Source organism: Micromonospora sp. CA-248089 (assembly GCF_050948515.1).
Lineage (GTDB): Bacteria > Actinomycetota > Actinomycetes > Mycobacteriales > Micromonosporaceae > Micromonospora.
On the sequence record NZ_CP192016.1, the window covers coordinates 5,793,374 to 5,811,072 of the forward strand.

15 protein-coding genes and 1 pseudogene are annotated in these 17,699 nt (G+C 73.2%); 7 read left to right on the forward strand and 9 right to left on the reverse strand.

The window, feature by feature from the left end; translation table 11 throughout:
* The first annotated feature begins 114 nt into the window (after positions 1–114).
* Positions 115–1,158 (forward strand): glutathione S-transferase family protein, encoded by a 1,044-nt coding sequence (locus ACQP26_RS27145; protein WP_281579722.1) that lies wholly within the window; start codon positions 115–117, stop codon positions 1,156–1,158.
* A gap of 128 nt (positions 1,159–1,286) precedes the next feature.
* Here the strand turns inward: ACQP26_RS27145 and nuoH are convergent, their stop codons facing one another.
* Entirely contained in the window at positions 1,287–2,249 is a 963-nt protein-coding gene (gene nuoH, locus ACQP26_RS27150) for an NADH-quinone oxidoreductase subunit NuoH (protein ID WP_433494319.1), read from the reverse strand.
* 337 nt (positions 2,250–2,586) lie between these two features.
* Positions 2,587–3,186: pseudogene (locus tag ACQP26_RS27155) on the reverse strand (NADH-quinone oxidoreductase subunit C); the annotation flags it as partial.
* Between the two features lie 103 nt (positions 3,187–3,289).
* Between ACQP26_RS27155 and ACQP26_RS27160 the strand changes: the two are divergent.
* Positions 3,290–4,336 (forward strand): glucose 1-dehydrogenase, encoded by a 1,047-nt coding sequence (locus tag ACQP26_RS27160; RefSeq protein ID WP_269703968.1) that lies wholly within the window; start codon positions 3,290–3,292, stop codon positions 4,334–4,336.
* A 30-nt stretch (positions 4,337–4,366) separates the two neighbouring features.
* Here the strand turns inward: ACQP26_RS27160 and ACQP26_RS27165 are convergent, their stop codons facing one another.
* Positions 4,367–5,683, reverse strand: coding sequence for a DUF2252 domain-containing protein (locus tag ACQP26_RS27165; protein ID WP_433494320.1), 1,317 nt, complete (start codon positions 5,681–5,683; stop codon positions 4,367–4,369).
* Between the two features lie 36 nt (positions 5,684–5,719).
* On the reverse strand, positions 5,720–6,280 hold the full coding sequence (locus tag ACQP26_RS27170) for an NADH-quinone oxidoreductase subunit B (RefSeq protein WP_269703966.1): 561 nt from the start codon (positions 6,278–6,280) through the stop codon (positions 5,720–5,722).
* A 165-nt stretch (positions 6,281–6,445) separates the two neighbouring features.
* On the opposite strand from ACQP26_RS27170, the gene ACQP26_RS27175 reads away from it, so the two are divergent.
* Positions 6,446–7,366: a hypothetical protein gene (locus ACQP26_RS27175; protein ID WP_433494321.1), complete on the forward strand. Its 921-nt coding sequence runs from the start codon at positions 6,446–6,448 to the stop codon at positions 7,364–7,366.
* Between the two features lie 49 nt (positions 7,367–7,415).
* Here the strand turns inward: ACQP26_RS27175 and ACQP26_RS27180 are convergent, their stop codons facing one another.
* The 3 genes from ACQP26_RS27180 to ACQP26_RS27190 form a co-directional block, all read right to left on the reverse strand.
* Positions 7,416–8,993: a D-glucuronyl C5-epimerase family protein gene (locus tag ACQP26_RS27180; protein ID WP_433494322.1), complete on the reverse strand. Its 1,578-nt coding sequence runs from the start codon at positions 8,991–8,993 to the stop codon at positions 7,416–7,418.
* Between the two features lie 105 nt (positions 8,994–9,098).
* The gene (locus tag ACQP26_RS27185; RefSeq protein ID WP_433494323.1) at positions 9,099–10,577 is read right to left on the reverse strand and encodes a pyridoxal phosphate-dependent decarboxylase family protein; all 1,479 of its coding nucleotides are present in this window, start codon (positions 10,575–10,577) and stop codon (positions 9,099–9,101) included.
* A 31-nt stretch (positions 10,578–10,608) separates the two neighbouring features.
* Positions 10,609–11,976 carry an MFS transporter gene (locus ACQP26_RS27190; RefSeq protein ID WP_433494324.1) on the reverse strand — a complete coding sequence of 456 codons (1,368 nt, stop codon included), beginning with the start codon at positions 11,974–11,976 and terminating at the stop codon, positions 10,609–10,611.
* A gap of 124 nt (positions 11,977–12,100) precedes the next feature.
* Between ACQP26_RS27190 and ACQP26_RS27195 the strand changes: the two genes are divergently transcribed.
* Both ACQP26_RS27195 and ACQP26_RS27200 read left to right on the forward strand, forming a co-directional pair.
* Entirely contained in the window at positions 12,101–12,457 is a 357-nt protein-coding gene (locus ACQP26_RS27195) for a hypothetical protein (protein WP_269703961.1), read from the forward strand.
* Positions 12,457–13,113 carry a nucleotidyl transferase AbiEii/AbiGii toxin family protein gene (locus ACQP26_RS27200; RefSeq protein ID WP_281579715.1) on the forward strand — a complete coding sequence of 219 codons (657 nt, stop codon included), beginning with the start codon at positions 12,457–12,459 and terminating at the stop codon, positions 13,111–13,113. Before ACQP26_RS27195 ends, ACQP26_RS27200 begins: the two co-directional genes overlap by 1 nt.
* 57 nt (positions 13,114–13,170) lie before the next feature.
* On the opposite strand, the gene ACQP26_RS27205 is transcribed toward ACQP26_RS27200, so the two are convergent.
* Together ACQP26_RS27205 and ACQP26_RS27210 are read right to left on the reverse strand one after the other, a co-directional pair.
* Positions 13,171–13,482 (reverse strand): MGMT family protein, encoded by a 312-nt coding sequence (locus ACQP26_RS27205; RefSeq protein WP_433494325.1) that lies wholly within the window; start codon positions 13,480–13,482, stop codon positions 13,171–13,173.
* A 21-nt stretch (positions 13,483–13,503) separates the two neighbouring features.
* Entirely contained in the window at positions 13,504–14,946 is a 1,443-nt protein-coding gene (locus tag ACQP26_RS27210) for a D-glucuronyl C5-epimerase family protein (RefSeq protein WP_433494326.1), read from the reverse strand.
* 193 nt (positions 14,947–15,139) lie between these two features.
* Here ACQP26_RS27210 and proB point away from each other — a divergent pair, with 193 nt between their 5' ends.
* On the forward strand, positions 15,140–16,249 hold the full coding sequence (proB, locus tag ACQP26_RS27215) for a glutamate 5-kinase (RefSeq protein WP_433494327.1): 1,110 nt from the start codon (positions 15,140–15,142) through the stop codon (positions 16,247–16,249).
* A gap of 43 nt (positions 16,250–16,292) precedes the next feature.
* The gene (locus ACQP26_RS27220) at positions 16,293–17,534 is read left to right on the forward strand and encodes a glutamate-5-semialdehyde dehydrogenase (protein WP_433494328.1); all 1,242 of its coding nucleotides are present in this window, start codon (positions 16,293–16,295) and stop codon (positions 17,532–17,534) included.
* Positions 17,535–17,699 lie beyond the last annotated feature (165 nt).

The following is a 17,699-nucleotide window of genomic DNA, read 5'->3' on the forward strand; positions in this document are numbered from 1 at the left end:
GGCAGCCTATTCCCCTCTCCGGAGCACTCGCCCTGCCGGTCTCCGGGGTACTCGCCCTGCCGGGAGCGGCCGGAGCGACCATGATGGGAGCGAAAGGCGAACTCGGAGGTGGGCGTGGGCAGCGACGACGAAGTCCTGGACCGGACCGGCGGCAAGTACGTGGAACCGGGTGGCGAGTTCACCCGCGACCAGCGCTACATCGCCACCCGGATCACCGCGGACGAGCGGGACGGCTGGCCGGTGGAGCCGGGCCGCTACCGGCTGGCGGTCAGCCGGGCCTGCCCGTGGGCCAACCGGCTGATCATCGTCCGGCGCCTGCTCGGGCTGGAGGACGCCATCTCGATGGCCGTGGCCGGGCCCACCCACGACAAGCGGAGCTGGACGTTCGACCTCGACCCGGACGGCAAGGACCCGGTACTCGGCATCGAGCGGCTGGCCGACGCGTACTTCGCCCGCTTCCCCGGCTACGAGCGCGGCATCACCGTCCCGGCGCTCGTCGACGTGCCCACCGGGCAGGTCGTGACGAACGACTACGCGCAGATGAGCCTCGACCTGACCACCGAGTGGACGGCGTACCACCGGCCGGGCGCGCCGGACCTCTACCCGGAACCGCTGCGCGCCGAGATCGACGAGGTGAACGCTGTCGTCTTCGCCGACGTCAACAACGGCGTCTACCGGTGCGGCTTCGCCGGCAGCCAGGAGGCGTACGACAAGGCGTACCACAGGCTGTTCGACCGGCTGGACTGGCTGAGCGAGCGGCTGGCCGGTCAGCGGTACCTGGTCGGTGACACGATCACCGAGGCGGACGTTCGGCTGTTCACCACGCTCGTCCGCTTCGACCCGGTCTACCACGGGCACTTCAAGTGCAACAGGCAGAAGCTCAGCGAGATGCCGGTGCTGTGGGCGTACGCCCGGGACCTGTTCACCACGCCCGGGTTCGGCGACACGATCGACTTCGACCACATCAAGCGGCACTACTACGAGGTCCACCGGGACATCAACCCGACCGGGATCGTGCCGCTCGGCCCCGACCTGAGCAACTGGCTCACCCCGCACGGCCGGGAGGAGTTGGGCGGCCGCCCCTTCGGCGACGGCACCCCACCCCCGCCCCCACCCGAGTCCGAGCGGGTAGACCCGTCCCACACCCCCTTGCGCTGACCCCCGCCCCGCCCCGGCCCGGCCCGGCGATCTTGCACTTTGGGCCCCAAACCTGGGCGCCTTGCCCCTTTTGTCGAGGCAGAAAGTGCAAGATCGCCGGAAACAAGGGTGGGGCGGGTGCGGGCGGGTTACAGGGCCAGGCGGACTGCGGCGGTCAGGACCAGCTGGGCCAGGGCCAGGGGGACCAGGACCAGCCAGCAGAGGCGCTGGAGCTGGTCCTCGCGCAGCCTCGGGTAGCTCACCCGCAGCCAGATGATCACGAAGGCGACGGCGAAGACCTTGAGCAGCGTCCACAGCCAGCCGAGCTGCGCGTCCGCGAACGGGCCCTGCCAGCCACCGAGGAACAGCACAGTGGTCAGCGCCGCGATCACCACGATGCCCACGTACTCGGCGAGCAGGAAGAACGCGAACCGCAGGCCGGTGTACTCGGTCATGTAGCCGAAGACCAGCTCGGAGTCGGCCACCGGCATGTCGAACGGCGGGCGGCGGATCTCCGCCAGCCCGGCCACGAAGAAGATCACCATGGCCGGCGCCTGCCACAGCAGCCACCACGGCTGCCACGCCTCCACGATGCCCGACAGGCTGAGCGTGCCCGCCGCCATCGCCACCGAGGCGGCGGCCAGCACCAGCGGCAGCTCGTACCCGAGCAGCTGGGCCGCGCCGCGCAGCCCGCCGAGCAGGCTGTACTTGTTCGCCGACGCCCACGCCGACATGAGCACCGCCAGCACCCCGACGCCCACCACGGCGAGCACGAAGAACAGGCCGATGTCCAGCGGCTGGGCGACCAGGTCACCCGGCCCGAGCGGGATGACGAGCAGCACCAGCAGGTACGGCACCAGCGCCACCGCGGGCGCCAGCCGGAACACCGGACGGTCCGCGTCGCGCGGGGTGACGTCCTCCTTCTGCACGAACTTGATGCCGTCCGCCACCAGTTGCGCCCAGCCGTGGAAGCCGCCCGCGTACATCGGGCCCAGCCGGCCCTGCATGTGCGCCATCACCTTGTGCTCGGCCTGGCCCACGATCAGCGGCAGCGTGAGGAACGCGACGAGCACCCCCGCCACCCGCAGGACCAGCTCCAACCAGTCCGGCATCAGCTCTCCTCCGCCGCGTCGGGCTCCGGCTCCTGGCGGGGCGGGCCGGTCGGCCGTTCCCCTGGCAGCGGCCGCCCGAGCGGCCCCGCCTCGTCGGCCGCCGGAGCAGCACCGGCCCCCGACCCGGCCTCTCCGGCAGCAGGCCGCGCCGGAGCCTCCCCGCCAGCAGGCCGCGCCTCACCCTGCCCGACGACCGGCCGCGCTGCCCCCTCGCCGGGAGCAGCAGGCCGAGCCGGACGCTCAGCAGCAGCAGGCCGAGCCGGACGCTCCCCCGGAGCGGGCCGCGCCGGACGTTCGCGGGCCGGGCGCGCCGGCGTACCCCTCGGGGGCCCTCACCCGCGCCGGCCGCACCCGCCGGCGTGGGCGTCGTGCCCCACTCACCCGGCGCGGGCACGCCCGGCGGCCGGACCGGCCGGCGGCCGCCGCCCGCCTCCGACTCGCCCGGCTCCTTCGCGCCGGGCCACGGCTTGGCGACCCGGGAGGCGAGAACGAACTCCTTGCGCAGCGGGTGCCCCTCGAACTCCGGCGGCAGCAGCAGCGGACGCAGCTCGCCGTGGCCGACGAAGTCGATGCCGAACATCTCGTGCGTCTCGCGCTCGTGCCACGCGGCGCCGGGGAACAGGTCGACCACCGACGCGACGACGGGCGCGTCCCGGGGCACCCGGGTGCGCAGCAGCAGCCCGTGCCGGTGCCGGACCGACCAGAGGTGCAGCACCACGTCGAAGCCGTCGGCCAGCTCGTCCACCGCCGACAGCCAGTCCAGGAAGTCGAGTTCCAGTTCGGCGTCGTCGCGTGCCGCACGCACCGCGTCCGCCCAGCTCGCCGGGGGTACGTCGACGGTGGCGCGGGCGTACCCCTGACCGCCGGAGACCGACGCGGTGGCCTCGACGGGCGCGAGCAGCGCGACCACTCGCCGGCCGACCTCTTCCGGAGTCATGCGCTGATCCTATGGTGGACGGCTGCCGGCCGGGTCGGGCCGTCCGTGCCGGGATCGCCGCTTTGCCGGACGGGCGGCGGAAGCGCGCGGAAAGATGAGGTCCGTGCGCGCTGTGACTGTGACCCCCGGTGTCCCGGATTCGCTGCGGCTCGCCGAGGACTGGCCCGAGCCACCGCCCGAGGAGGGCGCGATCCTGGTCGAGGCGCTGGCGGTGGGTGTCTGCGGCACCGACCACGAGATCGTGGCGGGCGAGTACGGCGAGGCGCCGCCGGGCCAGGAGCGGCTGGTGCTCGGGCACGAGTCGCTGGGCCGCGTGCTGGAGGACCCGACCGGCACGTTGCAGACCGGCGACCTGGTCGCCGGCGTGGTCCGCCACCCCGACCCGGTGCCGTGCGCGAACTGCGCGGTGGACGAGTGGGACATGTGCCGCAACGGGCGGTACACCGAGCACGGCATCAAGGCGCTGCCCGGTTTCGCCCGGGAACGCTGGCGGTTGCAGCCCAAGTTCGCCGTCGGCCTGGACCCGGCGCTCGAGTCCGTGGGGGTGCTGCTGGAGCCGACGAGCGTGGTGGCGAAGGCGTGGGACCACATCGAGCGGATCGGCCGCCGGGCCGAGTGGAAACCGATGACGGTGCTGGTCACCGGCGCCGGGCCGATCGGGCTGCTGGCCGCGCTGCTGGCCAGCCAGCGAGGACTGTCGGTGCACGTGCTGGACCGCAACACCACCGGCCCGAAGCCGGACCTGGTCCGTGCGCTCGGGGCGACGTACCACACGGCGACCGTGCCGGAGCTGGACGTCAAGCCGGACGTGGTGATCGAGTGCACCGGTGCGCCCACCGTGGTGCTGGACGCGATGTGCAAGGCCGCGCCCACCGGCATCGTCTGCCTGACCGGCGTGTCCAGCGGCGGCCGGACCATCAACTTCGACGCCGGTGCGCTCAACCGGGAGCTGGTGCTGGAGAACAACGTGGTGTTCGGCTCGGTGAACGCCGGGCGGCGGCACTGGGAGATGGCCGCCGAGGCGCTCGCCCAGGCCGACCGGTCGTGGCTGACGTCGCTGATCACCCGCCGGGTGCCGCTGTCGAACTACCGGGAGGCGTACGCCACGGCCGGCGAGGACATCAAGGCGGTGCTGGACTTCACGCAGTGAGGCGGGGCGCCGGATCCGGCGCCCCGGCCCTCAGATGCCGGGCAGCCGGCCGTTGCGGAACAGGTCCACGAAGAGCTGGTGGTCCGCGCGCGCCCGGATCCCGTACCGGTGCCCGAAGTCGACCAGGTAGTCCACGAACGCCTGCGGTTCGGCGTCGACCACGGCGACGATCGCCTCCTCGGTGGAGTAGTCGACCAGGTCGTGGCTGGACTCGTCGTCGGCGACCGAGTGCATCCGGGCCACCGCCCGGCCCAGGTCGGCGAGCACGCCGGCGAGTTCCTCCGGCTCGTTCACGTCGGCCCAGTCCAGGTCCGCCGCGTACGGGGAGACCTCGGCGACGAGCTGCCCGACGCCGTCCAGCTCGGTGAAGCCCAGCCACGGGTCGGCGTGCGCCTGCAACGCGCGCTGCGACTCGGCGGTGCGGTGCCCCTGGTGCCGGAAGTACGAGCGGACCCGCTCGTCGTCGACGTACCGCGCCACGGCCGGCACCTGCGCCTGCTTCATGTAGATGACGACGTCGTTCTCCAGCGCCTGGGTGTGCCCCTCCAGCAACAGGTTGTACGACGGCAACCCGGCCGACCCGATGCCGACGCCCTTGCGCAGCACCACGTCCTTGATGCCCGCAGCGACCGGGCGCATCCGGGTGGTCGAGTCCGGCACCGTGTGCAGGTAGTCGGCGAACGCCGCGCACACCTTCTCCCGGGTGGCGTCGTCGATCTCGTGCACGCCGTCGCCGAGGGAGAACCGGCGCTCGTAGTTGTCGATGGTGGTCTGCGCGGCGAGCAGGTCCACCCGGGTGTTCAGCCGCGCCTGCTGGAGCACCCGGCGCAGCACACCGTCGGCGTTGTCGAGCGTGATCGAGCCGATCGCGTCGTCCCCGCCCGCGGCGATGGCCCGCAGTTCCGCCAGGTACGACCGGGCGAAGCCGGACACCAGCTCGCCGATCACCCGGTCGGAGAGCGCCTTGGCGTAGCCGAGCAGCGCCACGCTGGCGGCGAAGCGTTTCAGGTCCCAGGTGAACGGCCCGACGTACGCCTCGTCGAAGTCGTTGACGTTGAACACGAGCTGCCCGGAGGCGTTCATGTAGGTGCCGAAGTTCTCGGCGTGCAGGTCGCCGTGGATCCACACCCGGCTCGTCCGGTCGTCGAGGAACCGGTCGCTGCCGAAGTCGCCGCGCTGGTCGGCGTAGAACAACGCGGCACTGCCCCGGTAGAAGGCGAACGGTGACGCCGCCATCTTGCGGAACTTGCGGCGGAACGCCGCCGGGTCGATCGCCATGGACGCGCCGAACTCCTCGGTCAGCACGTCGATGATGAATGCGGAGCGCTTCTCCGCGAGGTCGGTCATGGCCCGCAGGCTAGCCCCGCGCCGCCACCTGGCGGTTCAGCCGACCGGCGGACGTACCGGGGGTGCGGTCAGCGCCTCGACGGGCCGTGCCACCGCGTCCGCCGGGGAGGTGAGCGCGTCCGGGCGGGGTACGCCGCCGACGCCGGACTGCTCGGCGGCGATCTTCTCCTGGAGGCGGAGGATGCCGTGCAGCAGCGCCTCCGGGCGCGGCGGGCAGCCGGGCACGTACACGTCGACCGGGATGAGCTGGTCGACGCCCTTCGTCACCGAGTAGGAGTCCCAGTACGGGCCGCCGCAGTTGGAGCAGGCCCCGAACGAGATCACGTACTTCGGTTCGGGCATCTGGTCGTAGAGCCGCTTGATCGCCGGGGCCATCTTGTCGGTGACGGTGCCGCTGACCACCATGAGGTCGGCCTGCCGGGGCCCGTGGGCGAACGGGATCACGCCGAGCCGCATGAAGTCGTGCCGGCCCATGCTGGTCGCGATGAACTCGATGGCGCAGCAGGCCAGGCCGAAGTTGAACACCCAGAGCGAGTAGCGGCGGCCCCAGTTCAGCACGAACCGGATCGGCTCGCCGAGCACGGCCGGCACCTGCATCTCTGGCCTCCCTCGCAGTTCCCCGAGGTGCCAGTCAACCACAGCGGTCCGGTGTCGTACCCCCGACAGGGCACCCGCGCAACGGTCAGCCGTGCCGGCGTGTGTCACCACTGTCGGGCGGACGGAACCACCGCCGCCCACCACGGGGATCACGGAGGACCTGTCATGACCACACGGACCACACGGGTGGCCGCCGCGCTGCTCGCCGGGGCGGCGGCGCTGTTCGCGCCGGCCGCGCCCGCCGCCGCGGCCGGCGGCACCACGGCGCGGCTGACCGTCGACACCGGGACGCTGGTGCTGACGCCGACCGACAAGGGGTACGTCGGGACGCTGACCACGACGATCAGCAACCGGGGCCGGGCGGACGCCACCGCCGGCCTGCGCATCACCGAGCCGGCCGGTGGCTCCTTCACCGGCCTCGACAACGGCTCGCCCTGGTTCACCGTGGGGATGGAGCAGAACCGCCGGGTCGTCGAGAGCTACGGCGGCCGGGTCGCGGCCGGCGCGAGCGTGACCGTCCGCCTCGACTTCCAGGTGTGGACGACTGCGCGCGCCTACCCGATGACCGCCCTGGGCGGCTCGGTCGCGGTGGTGCCGGACGGTGGGGTGTCGGACCGGGACTCCTTCCGGACCGTGTTCCGGTCCACCTCGGGCAGCGTCCGCAACCCCCGCGTCTACCGGCAGGCCACCGAGACGGACCTGACCATCAGGGGTGGCGACGTGACGCTCACCCGCCAGGCCGACGGGGCTCTGCTGGGCCGGATGCCGGTCACCGTGCGCTACGGCAACGACGCCCCGTCGTTCCGGCTCGACGTGCGGGCGGGCCTGCCCGCCGGGGTCGAGGTGTGGGCCACCGACCCGCAGGACCTGCCCAGCTTCCCGGACTGGTTCGACGTTCCCGGCGGCCGGTTCATGCCGGGCGAGGAGCGCACGTTCGACGTCGTCCTGCGGGCTCCGGCCGGAACCCCGGCCGGCGCGCTGGGCAGCGGCTCGTTCACCGTGGCGGCCGTCTACGAGAGCGAGCCGGTCGTGGACGTCGACCCGGCGGACAACACCACGTCGTTCGACATCAGCGCGACCGGCTGAGACAGCTGACAGAGCGGCCCGCCCGGACTCCGGGCGGGCCGCTCGTCGCTCAGGTGAAGGCCAGTCCGGTGGTGTGGGGCAGCCAGTAGCCGACGTACGCCCCGGCGGTGACCTGGTAGCTGAGCCGGCCGTTGACCCAGGCGGTGGCGCCCAGCGGCGCGATCGAGGCGGCCGAGAACGTGAGCCGCTTGGAGCCGGTCACGTTGCCCGCCGCGTCGTAGGCGTACCCGGTGTAGGTGCCCGGCTGGAAGGAGAGCGTCCGGGCCGGGCTGTAGCGGTGCTCGACCGCCTTGCCGAGCAGGACGCGCTGCCCGTACGCCTCGGGGACGAGGTAACCGGCGAGCGCGCCGTTGGCGATCAGGTAGTAGATGCCCCGCCCGTACACGCGGACCCGCTGGCTCGCCTGGGCCCCGGAGGCGCGGGCGAGCTTGAGCGTCTTCTGGCTCCGGACGGCCCCGGTGCTGGAGAAGGTGTAGCCGACGTGGGTGCCGGCGGCGAACGACACGGCGCCGTTGACGGCGGGCGCCGGGTAGTCCGAGCGCAGCAGGTACGCGTACGTGGCGAAGGTGGCCGACGTGGTCATCTCGTACAGCTTGAGGTTCTGCGCGGTGTGGACCTGGTGGTACTTCACGTGCGGCTGCGCGCAGCCCATCGAGTAGTTGCTGGCCCACCGGGTGACCCGGAAGTGGGTCGGCAGGTACCGCCGGACGGTGCTCGCCGCGCCGTCGAAGACGGCGACCGCCCGCTCGTCACCGGTCAGCCGCCAGTAGTCGTACACGCCGTAGAGGGCGAAGGTGTGCCCGTTGAGCACCCGTTCCCCGGTGGTGCCGAAGGTCACCGGGTACTCCTCCAGCCACAGGTAGCCGTTGGGGTCGACCCAACTCGCCCAGGGCGCGTTGGCGACGACCGGCAGCGTCAGGCTCAGGAACGTGTTGTCCGCCGCCGTCCGCCACTTGGCCTCGCCGGTGATCTCGGCCAGGCCGACGAAGAGGCTCAGCATCTCGCCCTGCGCCATCCCGCTGTACCAGGGCGCGCGCAGCAGCGGACGGCCCGTGCAGCGGCTCAGGTCGAAGTCGTACGGATACCACCAGGCGCCCCGCGACTCGACCCGGCGGTCGATGTTGCGCTGGGCGTTGGCGACGGCCCGGTCGAGGAACCGCTTGTCGCCGCTGATCCGGTAGGCGGCCAGGTTGCTCAGGCCCCACTGCGCCTGGCCGACCGGGTGGTTCCAGGTCTTCCCGGCGAAGCTGAACATGCGGACGCCCTGCGCGTCGTGCAGTCCCTTGTCGACGAGCGGCGCCGGGTTGCTGTTCGTGGGCTGGGCGGCCAGCGGCAGCGGCTTCGGCAGGTGCCCGTCGCGGGCGTACGTGGCGGCGGCGGTGGCCCCGCTCGCCCGCTCCCGCCGCTGCTGTTCCTTGGTCTTCGCCACGTCCCGCGAGGGCAGCTGCGGCACCCCGTCGGTCAGCGGGTCGGGCGCCCACCCAGGGTCCACGACGGAGACGTCGGCGCTGCGGTCCGGGCCGGGTGGCGCGGCGGGGGCGGTACCGGCCGGCGCCAGGCCGACCATCGCGCCGGCCGCGACCACTGCCACGAACCGGCGGACAGGTGGTGACTTTGCGGTGATCATGCAACACTCCCCGTGTCATCGATGTGCCCTGATGCTAGGCAGGGACAGGCACCGGGTCCGGCACCGAAACGCCCGACTTCTCCGCCGAACGGACGAACTCGGGTGTCACCAGGCGGGGCGCTGGAGCAACCCGACGAACTCGGCGAGCAGCCGTTCCCGCAACCGCGCCGGCGCGGCGTCGAGCAGCGTGTTGACCGCCGCCATCCGGTCCGGCACACCGGCGCCGCCGGCCAGGCCGAGCCCGCCCGCGAGCCCGGCCACCAGATCGGGGGTGAGTGCCTCCGGCGTGAGGCTGCCGGCCAGCGCCAGCAGCTCCGGCGGCAGCACGACCGGCCCGGCGGCGCGGGCCGCCGCGACCGCCTCGGCCAGCGCCGGACCGAACTCGGGCACCCGGGGCGCCACCGCCGCGGTCACCGTGAGGTGCACGCTGGCCGGCAGATCGGCGTACGTGAGCTGGGGCTGGGTGTGCCAGCCACGCGCGGTCAGCTCGTCGACGAGCACGAACAGGTCGAGCCCCGGGTCTTCGGCGGTGAAGCAGACCACAGTGGTCTCCGGTTCGGCCATCAGCCGCAGCCCGCCGGTGGCCCGTACCGCGTCGGCCAGCCCGGCGACCGCGTCCCGGGTCGCGGCGGCCAGCCGCAGGTAGCCGTCCTCGCCGAGGTGACGAAGCGTGGCGTATGCCGCGGCGATCGGCCCACCGGAGCGGGTGGAGGCGATCACCGGGTTGACCATCGTGTACCCGGGCCAGTCCGCGTACGCGAAGAACTGCGGGGCGCGCAGCGCCGGATCGCGGTGCAGCAGCACCGAGACGCCCTTCGGCGCGTACGCGTACTTGTGCAGGTCGACCGAGATCGAGGTGACCCCCGGTACGGCGAAGTCGAACGGCGGCACCGGCGCGCCGAGCCGGCGCAGCCAGGGCAGCGCCCAGCCGCCGAAGCAGGCGTCCACGTGGCAGCGCACCCCGGCGGCCCGCGCGACGGCGGCGATCTCGGACACCGGGTCGACGACCCCGTGCGCGTACGACGGCGCGGACGCCACCACCAGCACGGTCTCCGGGCGGATCGCGGCGGCCACCGCCGCGACGTCCGGCCGCAGCGTCACCGGGTCGACAGGCACAGTGTCCAGCGCGACCCGCAGGTAGTGCGCCGCCTTCGCGAACGCGGCGTGCGCGGTGGCCGGCACCACGATCCGCGGCTCGGTCAGATCGGGGCGGGCGTCCCGGGCCGCCTTGACGGCGAGCAGCAGCGACTCGGTGCCGCCGCTGGTGACGCTGCCGACCGCGTCCGGCGCGCCGGTGCCGGGCCCGCCGCCGAGCAGCCGGGCGGCGGCGCCGACGAGCGCGTTCTCCATCGCCAGCAACGACGGGAACGCGGTCGGGTCGAGGCCGTTGACGTGGGCGCTCTGCGCGTACGCGGCCTGCGCCAGGTCGTCCAGCCCGGCCACGCCGGGGTCGTAGACGTACGCGAACAGCCGCCCGCCGTGCGTCGGCCGGTCGGCGGCCCGCAGCGCGCGGATCTCGCCGAGTACGTCCGCCGCGGGCATCCCCCGCGCGGGCAGCGCGCCTCCGCCTGCCGTGTCGGTCATCGGGTGGTTCCTCTCCTGGACGGGCCGGTGCTCACGTCCGCACGGCCGAGGCGGCGCCGTCGGCCTCGGGTGCGGCGGTGGCCAGCTGGGCCGGGGTCAGTGTGTAGCCGCGCAGCAGCACCAGCGGGATCGCCACCAGCAGGGCGGGCAGCACCGTGAACCCGAGGAGCACGCCGAGCCGGGCCGTGTCGGACTGGACGGCGGCGGTCCCGGTGGACGACGAGACGTAACCGGAGAGCTGGAGCACCAGCCCGTAGATGCCGGGCCCCAGCGCCAGCCCGAACGTCTCCCCCGCGGTCCACAGCCCGGTGAACACCCCGGCCTGCCGCCGCCCGGTGCGCGCCGTGTCGTACGCGATGCAGTCCGGCAGCATGGCCAGCGCGAACACCTGCTGTCCCGCGTACCCGACGCCGATCACCGCGACCACGGCGTAGGCCGCGGCGGCGGGCAGCGCGGGCGCGGCGACCAGGGCCAGCGCGCCCACCGCGAAGATCACCGACGCGGCGACCAGCGACGTCCGCTTGCCCAGCCGGGCGCCGGCCCGGGACCACAGCGGCATGACCAGCAGCGCGGGCGCGACGAAGCAGGCGAACAGCAGCGTGGGGCCGCTGTCCGGCTCGCGCAGCACCTGGTCGGCGAAGTACTTCACGCCGGCCAGCACGGTGGCCACCCCGGCGGACTGGATCACGAAGCAGATCAGCAGCACCCGGAACGGCCGGTTGCCGGTGGCGACGGCGAGCTGCGCCCGCAGGCTCGGCTCGCTCTCCCCCACCGTCCCGGTCGGCGCCGACCGGGTGCCCAGGAAGACGCCGACCGTGCCGGCGACGATGAGCGCGGCCACGAACAGGCCCATCCACCGGTGGCCGGGCACGCCGTCGCCGCCCGCGCTCACCACCGCCGGGGCCACCGCGCCGGAGACCAGGATGGCCAGCGCCAGCACCGCGATCCGCCAGGTCATCAACCGGGTACGCTCCGCCGGGTCGGCGGTCAGCTCGGCCGGCATGGCGACGTAGGGCACCTGGAAGAACGCGAACGCGGTCGCGGTGGCCAGGAACGCCAGTGCCACGTACGCGGCGGCGGCCGAACCGTTCGCGAACGGCGCGGCGAAGATCGAGGCGAACAGCACCGCGAGCGCCAGCCCGCCACCGAGCAGGTACGGCCGGCGCGCGCCCCAGCGGGAGCGGGTCCGGTCGGAGATCCGCCCGGCGACCGGGTTGACCAGCACGTCCCACGCCTTCGGCAGCAGCACCAGCAGCGCGGCCAGCCCGGCGGCGACGCCGAGCGTGTCGGTGAGGTACGGCAGCAGGAGCAGCCCGGGTACGGTGCCGAACGCGCCGGTGACCAAGGAACCGAGCGCGTATCCGAGGTGCACCCGGCGGGGCAGGCCCGAAGCTGTCATGGAGCCGAATGCTACTCACGTTATGGCCCGCGTCACATCCCCTCGTCCGGCGCTGCTCGTGCGATGCCGCCAGGCGCTCGCGAGTCGCGGGAAGCCACAGGCCGGCACCGTTACCCTGGAGGGCATGGACCCGGCCCGATCCGTCCGCAGCTCGCGGGCACCGTACGAGGCCCGCCCCGGCCGTCGTGCGGTGGTGGTTCGCGACCTGAACGAGTTGCAGGGCCCTGTCTCCGGCGTGGTCGAGCTGCCCCATCGGCTGTTCTGGCAACCCGACCGGCACGTCGACCTCGACGTACCGGGTCTGCTCGCCTGGATGTACGAGACGGTGCTCACCGAAGCCGTTCATCCCGACGAGTTGCGCGCGTGGCTGCACGGTCCGACCCTGGTCCGGCTGTGGCCCGAGCTGTACGTGCCCCGCGGTGTCCGCCGCGCCTGGGAAGAGAGCCACCCGGTGCTGCGCTCCCGGGACGTCGCCGCCTGATGCCACCGGCGCCGGACCCGTTCCAGCACGAGGTCGCCCGTGTCGCGCTCGCCGTGGCCGGTCGGCACGGCTTCGCCCTCGCCGGCGGCCAAGCCCTCATCGCCCACGGCATCGGCGCCCGTCCCACCGAGGACGTCGACCTGTTCACCGATGTCGACGGCGGGGTCACCGCCGCCGCCGAGCTGGTACACGCCACCCTGCTCGATGCCGGTTTTCAGGTCGACACCATCGCCGAGCCCACCGAGCTGGACGACGTCTTCTACGGCTTCGAACACGACATGACCGAGTTCGAGGTTCGCCGCGACGACCGGACCGTGCGGCTGCAGCTCGTACGCTTCGCGCGCAACACCAGCCCGATCGTGCTCGACGTCGGTCCGGTGCTGCACCTCGACGACGTGATCGGCACCAAGGTCGCGGCGATGGTCACTCGCGCCCAACCCCGCGACTACATCGACGTTGCCGCCGCCCTCGGCCGCTACAGCAGAGACGACCTGGTCCGCCTCGCGCGGAGGGCCGACCCGGCGCTCACCGACGAGGAGTTCCAGGACGCGCTACAGCGCCTCGACCGCCTGGCCGACACCGTCTTCACGCTCTACCGCCTCACCCCGGCCGAGATCCGCGACCTCCGCCAGACGTTCTCGGACTGGCCGCGATGACGGGCCGGGTCCAGCGCCGCCGCGACTGAACGCCTGGCTGCCTCCGACGCGGCCGGGTCACACCTCGTCCGGCGACCAGGACGCCGCCGCCAGGTCCACCCGGTCGCCGCGCAGCGGGCACCCCTCGGCGAGCAGCCGTTCCCGGGCCTTGCGCTCGTGCCCCGGCGGCATCCGGCCGGCCGCGTTCACCACCCGGTGCCACGGCACCCCGCCACCGTGCCGCGCCATGATCGAGCCGACCAGCCGCGGCGACGCCCGCCCCGAACGCTCGGCCAGCGCGTCGGCCACCGCCCCGTACGACATCACCCGCCCCGGCGGGATCCGCTCGACCAGCGCCAGCACCGCCTCGACGTACTCGTCAGGTGTCACGGAAAGCCACCATAGGGGACCTCAGCCGGCGGATGACCCGATGGCGAGGTCTCCCCGGGCCGCCAGCCAGTAGCCGTCCAGCTCACCGCCGGTCACCTGGTAGCTGAGTTCACCGTTGACCCAGGCGGTGCCGCCCAGCGTCAGCTCCGTCACGGCGGCGAAGGTGACCTTCCGGGAGTCGAGCACCGCGCCGTTGCGGTCGAAGGTGTAGCCGGTGTAGGTGCCGGGCTGGGCGGTCAGCACGCGTGCGGGGTGGTAGCGGTGCTCGGCCGCCACCCCGAGCAGGACCCGCCGGCCGGGTTCCTCGGGCACCAGGTAGCCGGCCAGCGGGCCCTTGGTGATCCGGTAGTGGATGCCGCCACCGCGTACCCGGATGCGTTCGTCGGCCGCGAACCGGCTCGTCCGGTTCAGGGTGACGGCGCGCTGCGCGGTGACGGTGCCCTTGGCGTCGTACGTGTATCCGACGTGCCTCCCGGGCTCGAACTGCACGGTGCCCGTCAGATCCGGCACCGGGTAGTCCGCCCGCAGCGTGTCGGCGTACTCGGCGAAGACCGTCGCGTGGGTCACCTCGTACAGCTTGAGGGTCTGCCGGGTGTGGACCTGGTGGTACTTCGGGTGGAAGTGCCGGCAGTTCATGGAGTACCGGCTGGCCCAGTTCTCCACCCGGAACCTGGTCGGCAGGTAGCGGCGCACGGTGGTGGCCGCGGCGTCGAAGATCTCCGCCGCCCGCTCGTCGCTGGTCAGCCGCCAGTAGTCGTAGACGCCGTACAGGGAGAAGATGTGCCCGTTGAGCACCTGTTCGCCGCGCGGGTCGTCGTTCTCCGGGTACTCCTCCAGCCACAGGTAGCCGCCGCGGTCGGTCCAGGTGGCCCACGGCTCGCCGGGCTGGACGGGCAGGGTAAGGCTCTGGAACGTCCGGTCCGCGGCGGTCCGCCACCTCTCGTCGCGCGTCTCCTCGTACAGCCCGACAAAGAGGCTCAGCAGTTGCCCCTGCGACATGCCGCTGTACCACTTGGGCTTCAGCAGTGGACGCTTCTTGCACCTGGTGAGCTCGAAGTCGTACGGATACCACCAGGCACCGCGCGACTCGACCCGGCGGTCGACGTTGCGCTGCGCGTTCGCGATCGCCCGGTCCAGGTAGATCCGCTTGTGGGTGGCCCGCCAGCCGGCCAGATTCTGCAGACCCCACTGGGCCTGGGCCACCGGATGGTCCCAGGTCTGATCGTGCATCCGGAACATCCGGACGTTCTCGGCATCGTGCAGCCCGGCGTCCACCAGCGGCGCGACTCCCTCGCGCGACGGAATCGCCGGGAGTGGCACCGTGTGCGGCCGGTAGCCGTCCCGCCGGACGGCCGGCGCCTTCTCGTCGCGGAGACCGGCAAGCACCGGTGTCAGCCCGGCGACCAGGCCGACGGTGACGAGCAGCGCCAGCCACCAGGCACGATGAGCCCTCGGAATTATCACTGTGAACCCCCGTTCGTGATGAACGAGACGTTATGCAGCGGAATCCGCAGGCGTGTGCCGCCAACCGGGTGATCAAAATTGGTCGGTCGTCGAGCAACCGTTTTCGCATCGGTTACGTCGGGCACCGGCCGCGAGCTGCCACGATTTGGGAACGCGCCGCGGCACCGCGGACCGCAGCGCGCAGAATGGTCCGGTGCGCGAAGCAGTCACCTCGGCCCGTCGGATCGTGGTCAAGATCGGTTCGTCCTCGCTGACCACCGCGACGGGCGGCCTCGACGACGCCCGGGTCGACGCGCTCGTCGACACGCTCGGCGGGCTCGCCGCCGACGGACGCGAGGTGGTGCTTGTCTCCTCCGGCGCGATCGCCGCCGGGCTCGCCCCGCTGCGGCTGACCCGGCGCCCGCGCGACCTGGCCACCCAGCAGGCCGCCGCCAGCGTCGGTCAGGGCCTGCTCATCGGCCGGTACGCCGCGGCGTTCGCCCGGCACGGCCGCACCGTCGGGCAGGTGCTGCTCACCGTGGACGACGTGACCCGGCGGGCGCACTACCGCAACGCGTACCGGACGCTGCGCAAGCTGCTCGACCTGCGCGCCGTGCCGATCGTCAACGAGAACGACACGGTGGCCACCGAGGAGATCCGGTTCGGCGACAACGACCGCCTGGCCGCGCTCGTCGCCGCGCTCGTCGACGCCGACCTGCTGGTGCTGCTCTCCGACGTCGACGCGCTCTGGACCGGCGACCCGGCCCGGCCGGGCAGCACCCGGATCACGGAGGTGCACGGCGAGGGCGACCTCGCGGGCGTGGACGTCGGCGGGGCCGGTCGGGCCGGGGTGGGCACCGGCGGCATGGTGACGAAGGTCGAGGCGGCCCGGATCGCCACCGGCTTCGGCATTCCGGTGGTCCTGACCGCCGCGCCGCTGGCCGCACCGGCGCTGGCCGGTGAGCCGGTCGGCACGTACTTCCACCCGAGCAGCCGCCGCCCCGCGGCCCGGCTGTTCTGGCTGGCGCACGCCACCGCCCCCCGCGGCCGGCTGCACCTCGATCCCGGTGCGGTGCAGGCGGTGGTCGGCCGGCGCAAGTCGCTGCTGCCCGCCGGCATCACCGCCGTCGACGGCGCGTTCACCGCCGGGGACCCGGTGGACCTGGTCGACACCGCCGGCGCGCCGGTGGCCCGAGGGCTGGTCAACTACGACGCGGTGGAGCTGCCGGGCCTCCTCGGCCGCTCCACCTCCGAACTCGCCGCGGCGCTCGGCCCGGCGTACGAACGTGAGGTCGTCCACCGCGACGACCTGGTCCTGCTGTAAGCAAGGGCCCCTTCTTGAAAACACCTCCGAAGGAGTACGCACGATGAGCGTCGTCGAGCAGGCCCGGCGAGCCCGGGACGCGGCGGAAGCCCTGGCCACGGCCACCCGTACCGTCAAGGACGCCGCGCTGCACGCGATGGCCGACGCGCTCGTGGCGCGTACCCCGGAGATCCTGACGGCGAACGCGGCGGACCTGGCGGCCGGGCGCGAGGCCGGGCTGTCGGCGGCCGTGCTGGACCGGCTCGCGCTCGACGAGGGCCGGGTGGCCGCCATCGCCGACGCGCTGCGCCAGATGGCCGCGCTGCCCGACCCGGTCGGCGAGGTGGTACGCGGTTCGACGCTGCCCAACGGCCTGGAGCTGCGCCAGATCCGGGTGCCGTTCGGTGTGGTCGGCATCGTCTACGAGGGCCGACCCAACGTGACAGTCGACGCGGCCGGGATCTGCCTGAAGTCGGGCAACGCGGCGCTGCTGCGCGGCTCCTCGTCGGCCGCCAACTCCAACGCGGCACTGGTCGCGGTGCTGCGCGACGCGGTCTCCGGCTCCGGGCTGCCGGCCGACGCGGTGCAGCTGCTCGACTCCAGCACGCGCGACTCGGTGAAGGAGCTGATGCGCGCCCGCGGCCTGGTCGACGTGCTGATCCCGCGCGGCGGCGCGTCGCTGATCCGCGCCGTGGTCGAGGAGTCGACGGTGCCGGTGATCGAGACCGGCGTGGGCAACTGCCACGTCTACGTGGACGCCGCCGCCGACCTCGGCAAGGCCCTGGCGGTCACGCTGAACGCCAAGACCCAGCGCCTGTCCACCTGCAACACTGCCGAGTCGCTGCTGGTGCACCGTGACATCGCGGACGCGTTCCTGCCGGCCGTGCTGGCCGCGTTCGCCGAGGCCGGGGTGACGGTGCACGGCACGCCCGAGGTCGCCGCCCACTCCGACGCCGTGGTGCCGGCCACCGAGGAGGACTTCGGCACCGAGTACCTCTCCGCCGACATCTCCGTCGCCGTGGTCGACTCGCTCGACGCGGCGGTCGCGCAGATCCGCCAGTACGGCACCGGCCACACCGAGGCGATCGTCACCGACTCGCAGCGGGCGGCCCGGGAGTTCGTGGCCCGGGTGGACTCGGCCGCGGTCATGGTCAACGCGTCCACCCGTTTCACCGACGGTGGCGAGTTCGGCTTCGGCGCGGAGATCGGCATCTCGACGCAGAAGCTCCACGCGCGCGGCCCGATGGGTCTGCCGGAGCTGACCAGCACCAAGTACGTGGTCACCGGGGACGGTCACCTGCGCTGATCCGCCCGGTCGGCTACGTGAGCTGGAGTGGGTCCCCGTCCGCCGGGGTGGACGGGGCACCCGGCGCCGTGGGCGGTACGACGAGCGGGGGCAGGCCCGGGGACACCGGCACGGACGAGCCGTCGTCCACGCCCAGGTCGGGCAGGACCGTCCAGGCCGACCACG

What these genes read in the sequence shown, in the direction of transcription:
- nuoH (WP_433494319.1), bottom strand. Translation starts at nt 2,249, where the DNA reads ATGCCGGACTGGTTGGAGCTGGTCCTGCGGGTGGCGGGGGTGCTCGTC.
- ACQP26_RS27165 (WP_433494320.1), bottom strand. Translation starts at nt 5,683, where the DNA reads ATGACCGACCTCGCGGAGAAGCGCTCCGCATTCATCATCGACGTGCTG.
- ACQP26_RS27170 (WP_269703966.1), bottom strand. Translation starts at nt 6,280, where the DNA reads ATGCAGGTGCCGGCCGTGCTCGGCGAGCCGATCCGGTTCGTGCTGAAC.
- ACQP26_RS27175 (WP_433494321.1), top strand. Translation starts at nt 6,446, where the DNA reads ATGACCACACGGACCACACGGGTGGCCGCCGCGCTGCTCGCCGGGGCG.
- ACQP26_RS27180 (WP_433494322.1), bottom strand. Translation starts at nt 8,993, where the DNA reads ATGATCACCGCAAAGTCACCACCTGTCCGCCGGTTCGTGGCAGTGGTC.
- ACQP26_RS27185 (WP_433494323.1), bottom strand. Translation starts at nt 10,577, where the DNA reads ATGACCGACACGGCAGGCGGAGGCGCGCTGCCCGCGCGGGGGATGCCC.
- ACQP26_RS27190 (WP_433494324.1), bottom strand. Translation starts at nt 11,976, where the DNA reads ATGACAGCTTCGGGCCTGCCCCGCCGGGTGCACCTCGGATACGCGCTC.
- ACQP26_RS27195 (WP_269703961.1), top strand. Translation starts at nt 12,101, where the DNA reads ATGGACCCGGCCCGATCCGTCCGCAGCTCGCGGGCACCGTACGAGGCC.
- ACQP26_RS27200 (WP_281579715.1), top strand. Translation starts at nt 12,457, where the DNA reads ATGCCACCGGCGCCGGACCCGTTCCAGCACGAGGTCGCCCGTGTCGCG.
- ACQP26_RS27220 (WP_433494328.1), top strand. Translation starts at nt 16,293, where the DNA reads ATGAGCGTCGTCGAGCAGGCCCGGCGAGCCCGGGACGCGGCGGAAGCC.